Annotated in this window: 21 protein-coding genes; 18 read left to right on the forward strand and 3 right to left on the reverse strand. The window is 71.3% G+C overall.

Annotation, left to right across the window (positions count from 1 at the left end; all coding sequences use genetic code 11):
• Positions 1-37: 37 nt before the first annotated feature.
• From ACFC1T_RS02230 to ACFC1T_RS02275, 10 genes are all read left to right on the forward strand, one after another.
• Complete coding sequence (locus tag ACFC1T_RS02230) at positions 38-193, forward strand: hypothetical protein (protein ID WP_375882451.1); 156 nt, start codon at positions 38-40, stop codon at positions 191-193.
• On the forward strand, positions 186-668 hold the full coding sequence (locus tag ACFC1T_RS02235) for a hypothetical protein (RefSeq protein WP_375882454.1): 483 nt from the start codon (positions 186-188) through the stop codon (positions 666-668). Before ACFC1T_RS02230 ends, ACFC1T_RS02235 begins: the two co-directional genes overlap by 8 nt.
• A 47-nt stretch (positions 669-715) precedes the next feature.
• Complete coding sequence (locus tag ACFC1T_RS02240) at positions 716-3,304, forward strand: phage tail tape measure protein (protein WP_375882457.1); 2,589 nt, start codon at positions 716-718, stop codon at positions 3,302-3,304.
• A gap of 21 nt (positions 3,305-3,325) precedes the next feature.
• Positions 3,326-6,220, forward strand: a complete 2,895-nt coding sequence (locus tag ACFC1T_RS02245; RefSeq protein ID WP_375882460.1) for a hypothetical protein — start codon at positions 3,326-3,328, stop codon at positions 6,218-6,220.
• 15 nt (positions 6,221-6,235) lie between these two features.
• Positions 6,236-6,769 (forward strand): hypothetical protein, encoded by a 534-nt coding sequence (locus ACFC1T_RS02250; RefSeq protein WP_375882463.1) that lies wholly within the window; start codon positions 6,236-6,238, stop codon positions 6,767-6,769.
• Between the two features lie 387 nt (positions 6,770-7,156).
• Positions 7,157-7,600 carry a hypothetical protein gene (locus ACFC1T_RS02255; RefSeq protein ID WP_375882466.1) on the forward strand — a complete coding sequence of 148 codons (444 nt, stop codon included), beginning with the start codon at positions 7,157-7,159 and terminating at the stop codon, positions 7,598-7,600.
• Positions 7,597-7,917: a hypothetical protein gene (locus tag ACFC1T_RS02260; protein ID WP_375882469.1), complete on the forward strand. Its 321-nt coding sequence runs from the start codon at positions 7,597-7,599 to the stop codon at positions 7,915-7,917. The genes ACFC1T_RS02255 and ACFC1T_RS02260 overlap by 4 nt, the downstream gene beginning before the upstream one ends.
• On the forward strand, positions 7,917-9,020 hold the full coding sequence (locus ACFC1T_RS02265; RefSeq protein ID WP_375882916.1) for a peptidoglycan-binding protein: 1,104 nt from the start codon (positions 7,917-7,919) through the stop codon (positions 9,018-9,020). The genes ACFC1T_RS02260 and ACFC1T_RS02265 overlap by 1 nt, the downstream gene beginning before the upstream one ends.
• A 30-nt stretch (positions 9,021-9,050) precedes the next feature.
• Complete coding sequence (locus ACFC1T_RS02270; RefSeq protein ID WP_375882472.1) at positions 9,051-9,308, forward strand: hypothetical protein; 258 nt, start codon at positions 9,051-9,053, stop codon at positions 9,306-9,308.
• Complete coding sequence (locus tag ACFC1T_RS02275) at positions 9,305-9,553, forward strand: hypothetical protein (RefSeq protein ID WP_375882474.1); 249 nt, start codon at positions 9,305-9,307, stop codon at positions 9,551-9,553. The genes ACFC1T_RS02270 and ACFC1T_RS02275 overlap by 4 nt, the downstream gene beginning before the upstream one ends.
• A gap of 63 nt (positions 9,554-9,616) precedes the next feature.
• Here ACFC1T_RS02275 and ACFC1T_RS02280 read toward each other — a convergent pair whose 3' ends face one another.
• Both ACFC1T_RS02280 and ACFC1T_RS02285 read right to left on the reverse strand, forming a co-directional pair.
• Positions 9,617-9,820, reverse strand: coding sequence for a DUF397 domain-containing protein (locus ACFC1T_RS02280; RefSeq protein ID WP_375882477.1), 204 nt, complete (start codon positions 9,818-9,820; stop codon positions 9,617-9,619).
• Positions 9,813-10,646 (reverse strand): Scr1 family TA system antitoxin-like transcriptional regulator, encoded by an 834-nt coding sequence (locus tag ACFC1T_RS02285; RefSeq protein WP_375882480.1) that lies wholly within the window; start codon positions 10,644-10,646, stop codon positions 9,813-9,815. The genes ACFC1T_RS02280 and ACFC1T_RS02285 overlap by 8 nt, the downstream gene beginning before the upstream one ends.
• Before the next feature lie 424 nt (positions 10,647-11,070).
• On the opposite strand from ACFC1T_RS02285, the gene ACFC1T_RS02290 reads away from it, so the two are divergent.
• The 7 genes from ACFC1T_RS02290 (at position 11,071) to ACFC1T_RS02320 (ending at position 15,952) form a co-directional block, all read left to right on the forward strand.
• Positions 11,071-11,337 carry a hypothetical protein gene (locus ACFC1T_RS02290; protein ID WP_375882482.1) on the forward strand — a complete coding sequence of 89 codons (267 nt, stop codon included), beginning with the start codon at positions 11,071-11,073 and terminating at the stop codon, positions 11,335-11,337.
• 94 nt (positions 11,338-11,431) lie between these two features.
• Complete coding sequence (locus ACFC1T_RS02295) at positions 11,432-11,608, forward strand: hypothetical protein (protein WP_375882485.1); 177 nt, start codon at positions 11,432-11,434, stop codon at positions 11,606-11,608.
• A gap of 595 nt (positions 11,609-12,203) precedes the next feature.
• On the forward strand, positions 12,204-12,704 hold the full coding sequence (locus tag ACFC1T_RS02300; RefSeq protein WP_375882488.1) for an NUDIX domain-containing protein: 501 nt from the start codon (positions 12,204-12,206) through the stop codon (positions 12,702-12,704).
• Between the two features lie 95 nt (positions 12,705-12,799).
• Entirely contained in the window at positions 12,800-13,111 is a 312-nt protein-coding gene (locus tag ACFC1T_RS02305) for a hypothetical protein (protein WP_375882490.1), read from the forward strand.
• Between the two features lie 128 nt (positions 13,112-13,239).
• Positions 13,240-13,629: a hypothetical protein gene (locus tag ACFC1T_RS02310; protein WP_375882492.1), complete on the forward strand. Its 390-nt coding sequence runs from the start codon at positions 13,240-13,242 to the stop codon at positions 13,627-13,629.
• An 89-nt stretch (positions 13,630-13,718) separates the two neighbouring features.
• Complete coding sequence (locus ACFC1T_RS02315) at positions 13,719-14,789, forward strand: radical SAM/SPASM domain-containing protein (protein ID WP_375882495.1); 1,071 nt, start codon at positions 13,719-13,721, stop codon at positions 14,787-14,789.
• A 47-nt stretch (positions 14,790-14,836) separates the two neighbouring features.
• The gene (locus ACFC1T_RS02320; protein WP_375882498.1) at positions 14,837-15,952 is read left to right on the forward strand and encodes a 50S ribosomal protein L11 methyltransferase; all 1,116 of its coding nucleotides are present in this window, start codon (positions 14,837-14,839) and stop codon (positions 15,950-15,952) included.
• A gap of 36 nt (positions 15,953-15,988) precedes the next feature.
• Here ACFC1T_RS02320 and ACFC1T_RS02325 read toward each other — a convergent pair whose 3' ends face one another.
• Positions 15,989-16,255 carry a GntR family transcriptional regulator gene (locus tag ACFC1T_RS02325; protein ID WP_375882500.1) on the reverse strand — a complete coding sequence of 89 codons (267 nt, stop codon included), beginning with the start codon at positions 16,253-16,255 and terminating at the stop codon, positions 15,989-15,991.
• Positions 16,256-16,686: 431 nt separating this feature from the next.
• On the opposite strand from ACFC1T_RS02325, the gene ACFC1T_RS02330 reads away from it, so the two are divergent.
• Entirely contained in the window at positions 16,687-16,890 is a 204-nt protein-coding gene (locus ACFC1T_RS02330; RefSeq protein ID WP_375882502.1) for a hypothetical protein, read from the forward strand.
• Positions 16,891-16,993 lie beyond the last annotated feature (103 nt).

A 16,993-nucleotide genomic window follows, 5' to 3' on the forward strand; every position in this document is an offset into this window, starting at 1 on the left:
GGAGGGGCGATTCTCCTACACCGCCGACCAGTTGCCGATGGAGGCCTACCGGACGTGGCGCCTGTGTCAGGTGGTCGGGCCGCCGGATTCCTGGCTCGACCTGCCGGCCGAGCAACTCGACTGGGTGCTCGCCGTCGACGACACCGTCGCCGAGGCCCGGCGCAACCTTGAAGAGGAGGCGGCCCGTGGGTGACGTCTCCGCCGTCGTGCGCGGCGTGGCCCAGGCCGAGGCCGCGATCACGCGGGCCGAGCGGCGCATCGACGTCGCCTCGCTGCGGGCGCTGCGCGCGTGCCAGAACCTGGCGAAACGTTCCATTCGGGCGGGGATGCGTGCCCGGCCGCGGTGGGACCACCGCGGCGCCTCGACCCGCACCGGCCCCGCCGTGAACCTCGACTTGAACCCGCACCACGCGGCCCGCGGCGGCGGCCCGGGCCGGCTGTCCGGCGGCCTGCACCGCGGCGTCGGCGGCGTGCGCCGCCCGACGATCAACCCGGTCGCCGGCACCGTCGCCGGCGGTGTCGGCGTCGGCGGCCGGGCCGCCAACCTCTACAAGAAGCGCGTTGAGGCCCGATTCCCCTACGTCCAGCCCGGGTTGAGGGCGGCCGAGCCGCAGATGGCCACCGTGTGGGCTGCCGCATGGCAGCGTGCCACGGCCCGGTGGGACTGACACGGGCCTCTTGAACAACAACTGAACAGCGGTCGGGGGGTGGCGAGTTGTCGAGCCTGCCCCCGGTTTTCATCGAGTTCCTCGGGTCCGCCAAGGGCGTCAAGACCGCGCTTGCGGACGTCAAGACCTCCCTTGCGGCGGCCGACGCCGAGGGCGCCGGCGCGTTCCAGAAGACCGGCCAGCTGGGGAAGGCGGCGCTCGCCGGCGTCGCGGTCGCCGCCGCCGAGGCCGCCAAGCACACCATCACGGCCGCCGCCGATTTCGAAACGCAAATGGTCAGGGTGCGCACCGGCGCCGGTGAACTCGCGGGCAACATGCGGGCGGTGTCCGCCGGCGTGCTGTCCATGGCCGGCGAGGTCGGCCAGTCGACCGAGCACCTGACCGCGGGTCTCTACCAGGTGGAGAGCGCCGGCTACCACGGGGCCGACGCGCTCACGGTGCTGCGCAACTCGGCCGAGGGCGCCCGAGTGGGCGCGGCGGAGCTGTCAACGGTCGCGGACGCGACCACGACGGCGATGAACGCCTACAAGATGTCGGCGTCGGACTCGGCTTCGGCGACGAACGCCCTGATCGCGACGGAGAGCGAAGGCAAAACGAACCTCGAAGCGCTCGCCGCCTCGATGTCGTCGATCCTGCCGACGGCCGCCGCCGCGCACGTGGGCCTGAACGAGGTGCTCGGCGCCATGGCGACCATGACGTCGCAGGGCACGCCGGCGGCGGTCGCGGCGACCTACCTTCGCCAGACGATCGGGGCGCTCAGCAACCCGACCGGCAAGGCGGCCCAGCAGATGAAATCGCTGGGACTGGACGCCGTACAGGTCGGCCAGAACCTGGGGAAGAACGGCCTGGCGTCGACCCTGGAAATGCTGACCAACGCGATCGAAAAGCGCATGGGCCCGAGCGGCACCGTGCTCATCGAGCATTTGCGGAAAGCTGCCCAGGGCACCACCGACTACGAAAAGGTCCTCGCCGACCTCAAGCCCGAGCAGCAGACCTATATCGCCTCTCTGGCGAATATGGTCGGCGGCACCAAAAGTATGATGGCGGCTCTGCAGCTGACGGGCCCGCACATGGAGGATTTCAAGGCGAAGACCGCCGCGATCTCCGAGCACGTGAAAAAGGGCGGAAAGGAGATCGAGGGCTGGGGCGACGTTCAGGGAACGTTTAACCAGAAAATGGCGGAAGCCAAGGCGGCGACCGGCGCCATGGCTATTCAGGTCGGCCAGTACCTCATGCCGGTGGCATCCCGAGCGGTGGCTCTGATCGCCTCGGGCGCCAGCTGGCTGGGACGGCACAAGGTCGCCTCGCAGGTCGCCGCGGGTGTGATCGGCGGCGTCCTGGTGATTGCCCTCGCGGCGGCCACCGCCCAGATGTGGGCGTGGACCGCCGCGGCCCTGGCCAACCCCGTGACCTGGGTGATCGTCGGGATCGTCGCCGTCATCGCGGTGGTCGTCCTGCTGGTCACCCACTGGCGCAGCGCCTGGGGGGTGGTCAAGGGCGTTGCGGTCGAGGTCGGTCGGGTCGTCACCGGCACCTGGCGGTGGGTCGCAGACGAAACGTCGTCGATCTGGCGTCGGCTGACCGGCTGGCTGTCGGACACCTGGCACGGAATCGCGAATTTCTTCACCACCGCCTGGCACGCTGTCGCCGACCCCGTCGTCGCCGGCTGGCGGTTTGTCGAGAATCTGACGACCGCAATTTTCGGTGGAATAGCCGCGTTTTTCCGCAAATGGTGGCCGTTGCTCCTGGTCATTTTCGCGCCGCCGATCGCGATTCTCCTGGCGATCTGGAACCACTGGCATGAAGAGATCATCGGAACGGCGAAATCCGTGTGGTCGGCCGTGGCCGACTTCTTTTCGGCGATCTGGCGGGCCATCGCCGCGGCGGCCGATTTCTCCTGGCGCTACACGCAGATGCTGATCATTCAGCCCCTTCGCGAACTCTACGCGGACATCGTCTCGTTGTGGCAGATTTGCGCCTCCTGGCTGTCGGAGAACTGGCAGCGGATATCGAATCTCGCGGCGCGAATTTGGGCGCAGATTCGTGAGCGAATCCTTGAGCCGGTGCTGCAGGTGTGGCGCGATGTGTCCGGCGTGTTCGGGAAGATCGCGCACGCCGTCGGCTCCGCCCTGTCGGCCGCGCTGCACAGCGCCGCCGACGTCGGCGGGCAGTTCCTCGACGTCGGCAAGAACATCGTGATGGGGATCGTGCACGGCATCGAGGGCGCCGGGCACTGGGTCGTCGACAAGCTCAAGCACCTGGCCTCCGACGCGCTCGCCGGGGCGAAGAAGTTCCTCGGCATCAACAGCCCCAGTCGGGTCATGGCGGACGAGGTCGGCCGGTGGATTCCGCACGGCATCGCGCAGGGCGTTGTTGACCACGCCCACGTGGCGGCCGGCGCTGTCGCCGCCCTGTCCGCCGGCCTGTCCGCGCAGACCGTCACCCCGCAACTCGCCCTCGCCGGAAGCTCGGTGGGCGCAGCAGGTGGCGCCGGTTCCGGTGGGGCCGTGGCCGAGGTGACGACGATCGTGCAGCTCGACGGACACGAGCTTTTCCGCGCGGTGCAGCCGCACGCGCTGCGCAACGACCGCCGCAACCCGCGGCCCGGCCTGGTCTACGCCCGGGCCGCCGCCTGACCGAAGGGAGGAGCGTTCACCATGTCCGTTCAGATGTTGGCGAGTTGGCCGCGGCTGTCGTTCGCCGTGGCGTTCAACGTCGGTGGGACGAGCGGGACGGTGCCGTTCTTCACCGACCTCACGGCAAGGTTGCGGGAGACGTGGACCGCCACCCAGGGCGGCCGGCAGTACGAGCAAGACGCGGTGCAGGCCGGGACGGCGACGTTCACCCTGGACAACACCGACGGTGCGCTCGACTCCGCCAACGCGGCCGGGCCGTACGCCGGCAGCATTCAGCCGTACCGGCGGGTGAGGCTCACCGCGACGTGGCCGCCTTCGCAGAACCTGCTGCCCCAGGGCCTGGCGAACGGCAGCTCGCTGGCCGATGTGCAGGCCACCAACGGCACCCGCACCGTCGCCGCGGTGGCGGCCGCGCCGTCCGGCCACACCCAGGCGATCGCCTGGGTCTACCCGGCGATCTCCGGCGGGCAGGCCTGCGGGCTGGGCGCCACCAACAACAACTGGGTCGGCTGCGACTCGGACGCCGTTCCGGTCCTGGGCCAGCCCGGGCAAGTCCCGGGCCAACCGTGGACGTTCACCGTGTACGCCGCGGTCGCCGCCGGCGGACAGGCCGGGCTCCTGTTGAACGCCCGCATCAGCTGGTACCGGCAGGACGGAACCCGGATCGCGCCGAGCGACGCCGCCGCCGTCACCGTCGCAACGGCGCCGGGGTGGACGCGCCTTGCTGTGACGGCCACGGCCCCGTCCGGCGCTGTCTGGGCGCGCCCGGCCGTCATCAGCCCGGCCCCCACCGTGACCACCACCGCCACCACCGTGTACCTCACCGGGTGGCAGTTCGAGCAGGCGGCCGCGGCGACCGGGTGGGCGGACCCGGGAACCACCTACCCGTTGTGGGCTGGGTTCGTCGAGCGGTTCCAGCAGCGGTGGCGGGGCACCGCGTACGGCACCGTCACCCTGCCGTGCGTCGACCCCCTCGCACCGCTCGCCCGCCTCACCCTGCAGCCTGGCTTTCAGCAGTCCCTCGCCAATCTGGGCCCGAACTTCCTGTACCCGTTCAACGAGCCGGCCGGGTCGAGCCAGTTCGCGGACGCCACCGGCCGGCGCCCGGCGTGGACGGTGGCCACCTCGCCGTCCGGCGCGGGCGGGGGGACCGTGGCCGCCGGCAGTTCGCTGCAGGGTGTCGGGTTCGTCGGCGCGACCGGGCCCGTGGTGACCCTCTCCAACCCGAACGCGGGCGCCTCGAAGTCGCCGCCCGGCGTCATGCTCAGCGCACCGGCCGGCGCCGCGGTCGGCCCGCCGTCCAGCGGGGGTTGGACGCGGTTGATCGTCTTCCGGACCACTGCGACTCCGGCCGGGCCCATGGCGTTGTGGTCGAGCCACGGGCCCGGAGCCCTGATGAGCGGCGGCGCGCAGGTCTACGCCGGCCCGCGGTCCGGGTTCGTGCTCCTGATCAATGCGGACGGCACGGTGACCGCGAACGTCAACAACGCCGACAGCTCCGCCAGCATCTCCGTGACCGTCCCCGGCAACGTCCGTGACGGGAACTGGCACCTGGCGCTCGCCAAGGTCAGCCCCGACGGCAGCATGGTCACGCTTAGCGTGGACAACACGGCGTACTTCAACACCACGACGGGGGACTGCCACCCCACCGGCTGTGTTACTGACATCATCGCCGGGGTCATGGTCACCGGCTACAGCACGGCCATGTTCACCGGCGACATCGCCTACGCCGTCGAGGTGCCCGTCGAACTCGACGTCGGCACCGCCTTGGACTTGGGCCGCGGCTTCGCCCAGGGCTGGGCCGGCGAGTCGAGCGCCACCCGGGCGCAGCGCATCCTCACCGCCTCCGGGTACCCCGGGAGCGTGGCCGCGCTGGACACCCAGACGGTCATGGGCGCGGCCAACATGGCCGGCCAGAACGCCGGCGCGGCCCTGCAGATGGTCGCCGACTCCGAGGCCGGGCAGGTCTACGCCGACCCGGCCGGCACCATCACCCTCGCCGGCCGGCGCTGGCGCTACCTGCAGAACGCCCCGGCCGTCGTCTTCGGCGAGCAGGCCGCGGCCGGCGAAGTGCCCTACCTGGGCGACGTCGAGGTCGACCTCGACCCCGACCACGTCTACAACACGGTGCAGGTCACCAACCAGGTCGCCCCCAACGCGCCCCAGCAGCCGGACAGTTACGCGAGCAATGCGGTCAGCCAGGCCGCGTTCTTCCCGTCCAGCCTGGCCCGGACGATCAACGTGCAGGACCCGAACGAGGCCCGGTACGCCGCCGCCTACCTCGCCGGCCAGTACGCGGCCCCAGTACCGCGGGTCTCACGCATCACCATCGACCCGGTCGGTACCCCCGGCGTCTGGCCCAAGCTGCTCGCCCTGCAGTTCGGCACCCGCGCGCGCACGATGCGCCGCCCCAACGCCGCGGCCCCGATCCAGCTCGACACCTACGTCGAACAGGTCGAGTGGAAGGGGGACGACAAGGGCGGGCTGACGGTGTCGGTGCAGCAGGGCGCCGCCGCACCGTACTCCGGGTGGATGGTCGCCGCCGCCCTGCACACCACCCTCGTCGCACCGGCCGCCGCCGGGGCGAAGGTGGTCACGCTCGCCGCGCTCACCGGCGCCGCGGCGAACCCCGCCTCCGCGGTGCTACCCGCCGGCACCGTGCTGACCGTCGGCTACGGCACCGCGGCCGCCGAGCAGGTCACCGTCGCGCCCGGCGGCGTCGCCGCGACCAGCCCCGGCTACACCACCGTCGCCGTCACCCTCACCGCCCCACTCGCGAACGGCCACATCACCGGCGAGGCGGTGTGCCAGCCCCTGCCCGGCCCGGTCACCCTGCCGGCCGGCGCCGTCTACCCGGCCGCGCTCGACGCCTCGGCCACCCTCACCGCCACCGGCGGCCCCCGCGCCGCCTACTGACCACGGGAGCCCCTGTTGGCCAACCTGCCCGTACCCGTGCCCTACTCCTGGTCGGTGGGCGACACGTTCACCGCCGCCATCGGCAACACCACCCGCGACGCCCTCCTGTTCCTGATCAGCCCGCCCGCCTTCCTCGGCGTCCAGACGATCGCCCAGTCCCTGCCGAACGGGACCTGGACCGCGCTCGCGCTGGACACTGCGCCGCTGGACAGCTACGGCGGCCACAGCACCACCAGCAACACCAGCCGGTACGTCGCCCCCGTGACCGGCTGGTACACCTGCGCCGGCGTCGCCTGCATCTCGCAGAACGGCACCGGGCCGCGCGGCGCCCGCCTGCACGTCAACGGCGCGCCGGTGCAGGGCACCGGGGCGTTCATCCCGTCCGGGGCCGGCGTCGACATGGCCGTTCCCACACCCACGCGGGACGTCCGCCTCAACGCCGGTGACGTCCTCGAAGTGGCGGCCTACCAGAACTGCGGAAACCCGCTCAACACGGCGGTCTACTCCGACATCGCGTCGGCGCTGTGGGCCCGGTGGTCCCATGTCTGACCTGCTCCCGGGCACCGCACCGGCGCCGGCATGCGGCGCGTGCGCAACGCCCCCGGTCGTGCAGTGGCGGCGCCGTCACGCCGCCCTGCCCGACGTGACGGTGCCGGTCCTCGCCTGCGCGGCGCACGCCATCAGCCTCGCCGCCGCGGCCCGCATCCACAGCCCCGCCTGCGCTGCGCCCGGGCCGGCCGGCTGCACGTGCACGCCCGAACCGCTCCCGGCCCCGGCCGCCCCGGCGCCCGCTCCCACCACGCTTCCGACCGGGTGGGCCGTCCCCGCGGCCGCCACCCCGACAACGCCGCCAGCCCCGGCCCCGGCGACGCCGTCCCTCTGACCTGTCCTGCCCCCGGCGGCGCCGGGGGCTTTCTCATGCCCGGAGACGCCGTGATGAACCGTCACCCGCACCGCACCGTCGCCGCCCATGCGGCGACCACCACCCACCGGTACACCATGCACTTCCCCGACCACGCCCCGCGCGCTGGCGACCCGCACTACGCCGCGTTCAACGCATTCCGGCGCCACCACCGCGCCGGCGCCCGCTGCTACGTCGGCGAACGCGCCGGCCACGCCCAGTGCACCGGCCAACTCGAACTCCACCACTCCGTGCTGGAGTTCGCCGTCGCCAACGCCGCCGACCCGGCCGCCCTGCACAAGGACTTCCCCGAGATTGCCGCGGACGCCACGGCCGACGAGATCGCCCGGTGGCTGGAGAGTTCCCCGGGCGAGTTCCGATGGCTCTGCTCCTTCCACCACAGGGGCGCCGGCGGCGCCCACGTCGCCAGCCACGCCGACTGGCAGGCGCAGCTGTACGTTCCGGGGCTGATCACGTGACCCCCTTCAACGAGCGGCTTGCCGTGGTCGCCACCCGCGGGTTCGGCACCATGTGGGCCTGCTACGCCCTGGTCGCGTTCAGCCTGCTCCCGCTCGTCTTCCCCGACCAGCAGGCCCAGCTCCTCTACTGGTCGAACTGCGTGCAGCTCGTCGCGCTCCCGCTCCTCATGGTCGGGCAGCAGGTCCTCGGCCGGGCCGCCGAACGGCGCGCCACCGAGACCCACGACGCCGTGCTCGAAGAACTCGCGCTGCTGCGCGAGGAACGCGACCAGATCGCCCAACTCACCAACACCACAACGAAGATGGAGGGCGCGTGATGGCGCCGCAGTGGCAGCAGCTCACCGACCATGTGATGAACGTCCCGGAGAGGATTTACGAGGGCTGGAACAGCTCGGACGGCTGGGACAACATCACGCCGTGGGGCGCCGAGTTCGGAGAGAACGGCGTTTCGTGGTGCGTCATTTGGGCGTGGGACATGTTCCACGACCTCGGACTCGACGACATCGTGCCCCGCACCGACAACGTCTCGGTGTTCACCGACTGGGCGCGCGCCCACGGACAGTGGAGCGAGTACCCCAGCGTCGGCAGCTGGACGAACTTCGGCAACGGCCAGCACTGCGAGGTGGTGATCGGCTTCGACAGCCGGTTCGTCTACACCAAGGGAGGCAACTCGGTCGCCGACGGCGCCACCGACCGCGGGCAGGGCAACGGCGTCTGGTCGCACAGCCACCTGCGGACCGACTCCTACGTCACCGGCTACCTCGCCCCGCACTTCGGCGACGGCGTGTGCCCGCCGACCGCGGACCCGGCCGACCCCCGCGGCGGCCCGGCCGTCACCGAGTGGCGGTGGAGTCCCGCCCCCGACCCGACGCCGAGCACGCCCGCCCCCTCCCCGGACCCGGCACCGGCTATCCCCGCCCGCTACCAGGTCACCATCGGCGGTCTCGCCTACGGGTACGGCGCCGAGGGCGCCCAGGTGACCCGGGTCGGCGAGGCGCTCGTCGCCGCCGGCTTCGGCCAGCACTACGCCCAGGGCCCCGGCCCGACGTGGACGGACGCCGACACGCTCAACTACGCCGACTTCCAGCGCAGCATCGGGTACACGGGTGCGGACGCCGACGGCGTGCCCGGCGAGGCCTCCCTGCAGCGCCTGCTCGGCGACCAGGGCGCCGGCGACGAGCCGTTCCCCGGCGCCGGTTTCTTCCACCCGGGCCAGAACTCCGACGTGATCACCCGCATGGGCCGGCGCCTCGTCGCCGTCGGCTGCTCCCACTACCGGGTCGGTCCCGGCCCGTCCTGGGGCGCGGCCGACCAGGCGTCCTACGCCGCATGGCAGCGCCAGCTCGGCTACACCGGGTCGGCCGCCGACGGCATACCCGGACAGGCGTCCTGGGAGGCCCTGCACGTTCCCGCCGCCTGATCACCCACCGACCCGAGAGGTAGGTACCCCGTGACCGACTCCACCCGGCGCACCGTCCGCACGGTCCTGCAGACCGTGCTCGCACTCGCCGCCGGCCTCCCCCTGATCATCCACGCCGCCGGCCTGCCCGAAGCCCTGCCCGGCGTCGCCCTCGCGCTCGCCGTCGCCGGCGGCGTCACCCGCGTGATGAACCTCGACGTCGTCGACCAGCTGATGCCCGCCTGGCTCCGCAAGACCTCGACCACCCCGTCGACGCCACCGGCCGCCGTCCCGCCGGAGGCCCGATGACCAGCCCGCCCGGCGAGATCCTCACCCCGCCCGACCCGGTCTACCGGGAAATCCAAGGCATCCGCGAGGCGCTCGTCCGGGTCGACGGAAAGCTCGACGCCCTCGCCGAACACCGCGGCCGGATCGCCGACCACGAAAGCCGACTCCGCGGCCTGGAGGAACGCCGCCTGCCCCACTCCGCACTCAGCATCGCGTCCGCCGTCGCCGCCGCCGTCGCCCTCATCTGGCAGGCCGCCGGCCACTGAACACCAACGCCCCCTGTACCGGCTCCGGCCGGTACAGGGGGCGCTTTCGTCGTTGCTGGTACGTCAGACGGCGCCAAACTCGCCAGAGCGAACCGAAGCAACGAAAGACGACCAGGCGCCGGCCGGGAAGACCAGCACGGGACCCTCGGGGTCCTTGGAGTCCCTGACGGGGGTGGCATCGGGCAGTCCATTGGCCACCTCGATGCAGTTTCCTGCCTGGGTACTGTAGGAGCTTTTGTACCAGGTAACACGTTGCAGATCATCCATGCTCAAGACCCTTCCGGACGTCTCTGATGAACTCCAGGCTCGGCGCCCGCGGCAACGCCTCGGCCTGGAGGTGATCGTACTCACTGGTCCACGCGGCTAGCGTTGCCGGATCACGTTCGAGGAAGCCTCGCCGCTCCGTCTCGCCATACCCCAGGGTGGCCCGATTCGGCATGGTCAGCAACGTAATTGGATGCCCGAACGGCCGGTTCTCTCCTGCCGAGGCAGGGCAGATCTGCACCAGGTAGCGTGGTTGTGCGGCAAGGGTCTCTAGATGTTCCAGTTGCGCGATCATGACGTCACGGCCCCCGATCACCCGCCGTAGTGCGCTCTCGTCTATCACCGCCGTGATGACGGGCGCAGGATCACGGGCGAGTACCAGTTGTCTGCGAAGTAGTCGCTCCGTCCGGTCGTCAGCTTGCTGGCGGGTTGCGGCGCCCCGGATCACCGGCGCGTTTTGGTAGGCGGTGGCGTACTCCCGAGTCTGGAACAGGCCCGGCAGGATGTTGACTTCGAAGATTCGAAGCGACACAGCCCTCGCCTCGCTACGCAGGTACTCGTCAAAGCCTTCGAACAGGGCGTGTCCCCCTGATTTCCCCCACTCTCTAAGGAACTGTTCTCCGGACTCAAACACGCGGTCAAGTCTGGTTACAAATGGTTGACTTGGTTTCTTCCTGCCGTTTTCAAGCGCCGAGATGTACGCCGCACTGCACCCCAACAGGTGCGCAAGGTGTTCCTGCGTCCAGCCTCGTTGCACTCGTGACGTGCGGAGCAGTGTCCCGAACTCGATGGCGGAGTCGCCTTGTGGATCGGACTCGCGTTCGCTCATGACGATTCGTCCTACCAATCTAACCAGCTAGGACTGGTTGATAACTGCGCAAGCCTAGAGCACAGTTGGCGCACCCGGTAGCCATTGCGTTACGGAACGGAGCCCTGCTGTGTTGCGTCAGCGACCCCCCACGCCCCCCACCGCGCAGTTCCGCGATCCGGCCATGGACGAGACCGCCGGCCACCCCCGCCCTCGCAGACAGAACCACCTGCGGTGACCGCGGGTCCGCTCTGCCCCGGGAGGGGTTGCGGTAGGCCGGCGACCCTGCGGGACGATGCCACCGAGACTGGCCGCACGTGGAGTTGCGAGTGCGGTCGGTGGGGCATCGCGTGGTCGACCGCGTACCTGATTGACCAGCCGTTCGAGGAACCGCTCGCCGTCCTCGGTTGGAACCGCAGCGCGCACCGAAACGCGGTGGCTTGAGTTGGACCGCAACCCACCCACCGAGTTCCACCACCGTTACACCGGTTGGCAGTTCGGCACCTGCTTCAAGTGCGAACGTGCCGTGCAGGTGACCGTGATCGGTGAGCTGACAGTCGGCGCCGTGGCCGTACAGCTCGACGCCTGCCTCGCCTGCGCGTGGAAGCTCGAACGACTGCACCACAACACCCGACCGACCAGCCTGCACACCGGCACCGCCGCAGCCTTCGCGGTCGCGTACGCCGCAGCCAGGCGGGAGTTGGCCGCGTGACCCGCCGCCCCCGTTCCCGCCGGCCGCCCAACCGACCGCGCTGAACCGCAGAGCCCGACCTAGGACTCCGCCCGACGCACCACGGAAGGAAGCCATGCCCGCGCCGCCCAACACCGACACCGAGACCATCACGACCACCGGCACCCCGGACACCCCCGAGGGCGACAACCCGCCCGAGGACGACACCCCGGCTTCGTTGGCCTGCTCCGGCACGCAGAACACCGCGGACGCTGCCGCGCTCGACGCCGCGGCCGGGCTGCTCGCCGCCTAGCGCCCGCCCCAAGCCCCCGTGCCGGTCCCGTTCGCCGCGGGACGTCCCCGGTACGGGCTGAGGTACCGCCCCGCAGCTCGGCGGTATCCGGCTCGGCCCCGGCTGATCGCCCGACACCCGGTCGGTCGGGGCCGAGTTCCCCCAAGTCCCCCGCTCTCGTCACGCGCACGCCCACCCCTCCCCCTAGGTGACGTGCCCCCCAGATCCGTGACCCGAGCGGGCCCCCGGTGCGACGGCTGGAGTTCGCACCGGACCCCCGTCCTGGCGCAGCGCCGTGTCATCACACGGACGACCAGGACGGGGGCACACGCCCGGCACGCGGAAACAGGGCCGCACGTGCCGGGAAGCGCCCCGGATAGATGGCATCCCGGGCGCGTCCGCCGAGTCCCTGCCCGGACCTCAGCTCGACGGGCAGGGGCTCGGCCCCCGCAACTCGGTACACGCGGCTACGAGGGTCCGCGCTGTGCCGGGACCGCGCTCCGGGGGCGGGTGACCCCGTCGACGCGCGCAACGCCGGCCCCTGCCCCGCATGGCTCGCGGGGCAGGGGCCCGGCCGATCGAATCCCACCAACCGAACGGATCAACTGCCTTGGAAATGACCCGTATTGAGTCTCGCCCCCTCGGGCGTCGAGTCGAGGTGTCCGTGCTCGTCCGTGACCCGCGAGGCCGGGTGCTGTTGGTCCAGCCGGCGTACCGCGACGACATGCTGCTGCCGGGCGGTGGTGTGCACCCCGGGGAGTCGATCGCCGACGCTGCCGCACGAGTGCTCGTCGACAGCCTGCAGATCCACAGGCCGATCACGGCGGTCCGCGCGATCGACTGCGCCGGCCACAACTTCGACACCGGGGCCGTCGAGGTTGTGACCGTCGTCGTCGACGGCGGGGTGATGACCACGGCCGAGGCACGCGCCCTGTCCCTGCCGGTCGACACCGAGCGGCTCACCGCCGTTGACTGGGCCCCGGTCGACCAGCTGCACGCGTACGTACTCGCGTTCACCGAGCACCGAATCCGCGCCGCCCACACCGCCGCGCGGCTGCTCGTCCAGCTGCCGTGGCCGTACCTGGGCGCGGACGTCGAGGAACTCGTCGCCGCGTAGGCGCCCACCATCGACCCCGCCCCGGCCGGGAGCACTTGGCAGCGAGACCGGCCGGGGTGGGCCGCCCGCACATCGCACTCGAACAGGAGGCTCGGATGGCAGGGCGCGGGCTCGGCCGCACCGAGCGGACCATCCGGATGCGTCTGGCCCAACTCGGCGTCACAGCACAGCGGTTCCGCCGCTCGTTCGGCCCGTCGGTCGGCTCCGTGGCGGTCGACACGCGGGCCGGCGGTCGCATCGGAATCGTGCACCACCTCGGCCACGGAGTCGCGTTCCTACGCGAGCCCGGAACGACTGCTCACATCTGGGACTGCCCCGTGTGGGACGTGGGACGCCCCTCCGTGGCGGACGCCGAGCGCGCCCAGTCCCTCGACGCCAAGGTGACGCTGCTCCGGAAGGACAGCTAGCCAGGACTCCCGTTCTGGCGGACCTGTTGGGGAACCGAACCGCCAGAACGGGGTACCACCGCCCGCCCCGACACGGCCCCGTGGCCGGAGCGGGCCCAGACCACCAAGACCACCAGGGAGGCGAGAGCATGCCCATTCCGAAACGGCCACGCGCCGCACGGGTGGGGCCCGACCCGCACGCCGAGCCCGACGGCGGCGCGTGGGTGCGGGAGTTCGAGGTCGACACGAGCGACTGCCAGTGCCCGCAGCGGGCCGCCGGCTTGTGCGTACAGAGCCTTGGCCTCCCGCCGCGCGGTGGCTGGTACGTGCACTACGACGGGCGTACGGGCACGCTCGTCCTGCGCAAGGCCCGGCATGACCCACTGTCCGGCGCCATCGTGCAGACCGCCGTGAAGTTCGAGTGCGTCAACAGCGACGGGCGCACCGCCACGTGGGCGTTGAAGTGCGCCGGCCCGCTGCACGTCGAGAACCGGTACGAGGCGGAGCGCGACAGCCGACCGCCGACGTCCGTCAGGTAACCCCACATACCCCCGCCCCGGCCGCTGCTCACTGGGAATCCGGCCGGGGCGGGCCCCATCCGAACCAACACCCCGGAAGGGAGCGCAACGTGACCACGATCATGAGTTCGGCGCCGGCCGTGCCGAGCACGGTGGAGCTGGAACTGACCGACAAGTGCAACTTGGCGTGCGGGCACTGCCTCAGCACCTCAAGCCCGTCCGTGCCCCACGGCACCATGACCCTGGACGACTGGACGCGCGTGATCAACGAGTGTGCCGCGCTCGGAGTCAAGGGCGTGCAGCTCATCGGCGGCGAACCCACGGTGTTCCCCGGCTGGGACAAGCTGGTGAACCACGCTCTGGCCCTGGGGCTCCGAGTTGAGGTGTTCTCCAACCTCTACCACGTGACCGCGAAGGGCTGGCGGGTGCTCTCGCAGCCCGGTGTCTCCCTGGGCACGTCGTACTACTCCGTCAACGCGGGCCAGCACGACCGGGTGACCACCAAGCCGGGCAGCCACGAGCGGACCCGGGCGAACATCGAGAAGGCCGTCGAACTCGGCATCCCGATCCGGGCCGGAGTCGTCCGCTGCCACGACGGGCAGCTCGAAGAACTGGCTGTCGCAGAACTGCGCGCGCTCGGTGTCGAGCGGGTCACCCTGGACGGAGCGCGCGCCGTCGGGCGGGCGGCCGGCGAAGACGAGCCGACCATGGACGCGCTGTGCGGGCAGTGCGCGCTCGGGAAAGCCGCCATCCTGCCCGACGGGACGGTCGTTCCGTGCGTCCTCGGCCGGTTCCTGCCGACGGGCAACGTCACGGACTCGGGAGGACTCCGGGCCGTCCTCGCCAGCCCCCAGTGGGCGACGACCGCCGCCAGCATCCCCCGACGTCAGCAGGCGTGCGGCCCCAACGACGGAAGCTCGTGCGCCCCGACCGGATGCGCGCCCCAGGAAGTCGCACCGGTCATGCTGGGGTGCCCGCCGAACGACTCGAACGACTGCAACCCGGCCAACACCGAGGCCTGCGCCCCGGCCTACGTCGCGCCGAAGCCCACGACCGCGGAGCTGTGCGTCCCCAAGGTCACAACGTCGGGCCTCCTCCCGGTCCTGCTCGGCGGGTGCCCGCCGAACGACAGCAACGACTGCGGACCGGCCAACACCGAGGCGTGCGCCCCGAAGTACTGAGAGGCTGAGGTATGAACCGCATTCAGTGGGAGGGGTGGGCGGCCGAATTGGCCGCCCAGTCGACGGACCCGGATTCCCGGTGGCGAATCCCCGTCGCCAGTGTCCCCCGGCACGAACTCGTGCCCCGGTGGTGGGAGCAGGCCGAAGACGGACGCTGGACGCTCCGGATCGGCGAGGACGACCCGGACCGATGGCTCAACGCGGCGTACGGCAGCGAGTCCCTGGTCACCAGTGTGGACGGCCTGCACGCGGACCACGCGAAGCCGGACGACCAACCGACCGGCTCGCCCACGTCGTCCGCCACGCTCACACCGCTCGTGATCAAGATGCTCAGACACGGCCGGATCAACGCCGGACACGATGTTCTCGACATCGGGACCGGCGCCGGCGGGCTGACCGCGATCGCGGCCCGGCGCTTGGGCGCCGAGCACGTGACGAGCGTGGACATCGACCCCTACCTGGTCGAAGCCGCGAAGGACCGGCTAGCCGGTATGGGGCTGGAACCCAGGTTCCACGCCCAGGACGCCACCGAGCCTCTTCCCGGTGACTACGACCGGATCATCGCCACGGTATCCGCCCGCCCGGTACCGGTCCCGTGGCTCCGAGCGCTCCGGCGCGGGGGCCGGCTCGTCACCACCATCGCGGACACGGCGCTCATCCTGACCGCCTGGCAGACGCCCGACGGCGGGGCCGAGGGCCACGTCGAACGGGACTGGGCCGGGTTCATGGTGGCCCGGCACGGCCCGACGTACCCACCGGGGCTGGACAGCCTGTTCCAGCGCGCCCGTGAGGAGGACGGCGAGGCCGCCGACCGAACGTTCCGGTACCCGGTCACCGACATCCGGAACGCCTGGGAGGTGTGGTCGATGCTCACGATCACCCACCCGGGAATCCAGATCGACTACGAGCAGACAGCCGACCGCCGCACGGCCTACCTCGCCCACCCCGACGGATCATGGGCCCGCGCGGAAGCGGAGAAGTACGAGGCGCCGACCGTCCGCCAATCCGGCCCCCGCCAACTGTGGTCGGAACTCGAATCGATCCGAACCTGGCGCGAAGTCGAAGGGGGCTTGCCCCTCTATGGCTGCAAAGCGGTCATCACTCCGGACGGCGTGATCCACCTGTCCCGCGGCCGGTGGTCGGCCACGATCGTCCGGCCCTGAGCCGACGAGCCCCGTCCGGGTCCGCCCGGGCGGGGCCTACTCGTCCTCGGAGACAGCGCCACCGCGCTTGATCACGAACGACCCCCTGCCCCGCAGGGTCTCAACCTGCCCCGCCTCCCGCAGGGTGGCTACCGCCCGCCGTGCAGTCTCGCGCGCTACGCCGAACCTCCTGCACAGTTCGGGCTCGGACGGAATCGGGCCGTCCTCGCCGTACAGCCCGGCGTTGATCTCTCGGCTGATCGCCTCCGCCACCTGTCGGTACGGCGCAAGCCGGCTGCGGGGATCAATCGGGGTCTCTGCCATGCGCCGAAGCGTAAACGGCACCCCCACCCCACGCCCACTTAGACAGAGTTAGACATGCCTAGACAGGGGTAGACAAGTGGCATTACCGTCGTAACACAAATAGCCCCGGAACTGCGCGAACAGTCACCGGGGCCCGCCAGCTGTTGGGAGCTGACTTGCGACACTTTACCGTTCTCGCCCTGCTCTGGGTCGCTCACCTGATCTTGCCCGCCCGCGGCAAGCACCGCCGCCGGCCCCTGATCATCTGCGCGCCCACGGAACCCGTGAAGCTCACCGTCCCGAGGCGGCGCGCCACCATCTGTGCCCCGACGGCGCCGGTGCCGGTACTCGAACTCGCGCTGACCATCTTGGCCGTTCCGCCGCTCCGGGGCTTGGTCCCCCGCCGGCAAGTAGCGTGGGAGCAGACTCCCAAGGCCACTCAGCAGCGCATCTTGACCGAGCACGCCGAGGCAGTCGCGTCGAGGTGGCAAAGGACGGTAGCCGCCGAACGAGAGCGCCGCCGCGACACCGCAGAACAACAGCGCGCCCGCCGCGCCGCCGCCTTCGCCGCCGACACCGGCCTGCCCGACCCGATCCACTGGCTCGACACCGTAACGACCGGCGTCCCACACACCCTCGCCGGGGCGGTGGCCTGATGACGGCTTCCACTCCCGAGCAGAATGGCACCGCCGTCCGCACTTGCCACGGCTGCCACAGGAGCGGCCCCGACGTGGTGGCCGTCGGCAGCATCGAAGGCGC

The sequence above is a fragment of the Kitasatospora sp. NPDC056076 genome (assembly GCF_042266305.1).
In the GTDB taxonomy this organism is placed as follows: domain Bacteria; phylum Actinomycetota; class Actinomycetes; order Streptomycetales; family Streptomycetaceae; genus Kitasatospora.

Excerpts from the sequence above, each read along its gene's own strand:
- ACFC1T_RS02255 (WP_375882466.1), top strand. The coding sequence starts at position 7,157 with ATGAACCGTCACCCGCACCGCACCGTCGCCGCCCATGCGGCGACCACC.
- ACFC1T_RS02265 (WP_375882916.1), top strand. The coding sequence starts at position 7,917 with ATGGCGCCGCAGTGGCAGCAGCTCACCGACCATGTGATGAACGTCCCG.
- ACFC1T_RS02310 (WP_375882492.1), top strand. The coding sequence starts at position 13,240 with ATGCCCATTCCGAAACGGCCACGCGCCGCACGGGTGGGGCCCGACCCG.
- ACFC1T_RS02285 (WP_375882480.1), bottom strand. The coding sequence starts at position 10,646 with ATGAGCGAACGCGAGTCCGATCCACAAGGCGACTCCGCCATCGAGTTC.
- ACFC1T_RS02275 (WP_375882474.1), top strand. The coding sequence starts at position 9,305 with ATGACCAGCCCGCCCGGCGAGATCCTCACCCCGCCCGACCCGGTCTAC.
- ACFC1T_RS02230 (WP_375882451.1), top strand. The coding sequence starts at position 38 with ATGGAGGCCTACCGGACGTGGCGCCTGTGTCAGGTGGTCGGGCCGCCG.
- ACFC1T_RS02245 (WP_375882460.1), top strand. The coding sequence starts at position 3,326 with ATGTCCGTTCAGATGTTGGCGAGTTGGCCGCGGCTGTCGTTCGCCGTG.
- ACFC1T_RS02280 (WP_375882477.1), bottom strand. The coding sequence starts at position 9,820 with ATGGATGATCTGCAACGTGTTACCTGGTACAAAAGCTCCTACAGTACC.
- ACFC1T_RS02325 (WP_375882500.1), bottom strand. The coding sequence starts at position 16,255 with ATGGCAGAGACCCCGATTGATCCCCGCAGCCGGCTTGCGCCGTACCGA.
- ACFC1T_RS02305 (WP_375882490.1), top strand. The coding sequence starts at position 12,800 with ATGGCAGGGCGCGGGCTCGGCCGCACCGAGCGGACCATCCGGATGCGT.
- ACFC1T_RS02300 (WP_375882488.1), top strand. The coding sequence starts at position 12,204 with ATGACCCGTATTGAGTCTCGCCCCCTCGGGCGTCGAGTCGAGGTGTCC.
- ACFC1T_RS02295 (WP_375882485.1), top strand. The coding sequence starts at position 11,432 with ATGCCCGCGCCGCCCAACACCGACACCGAGACCATCACGACCACCGGC.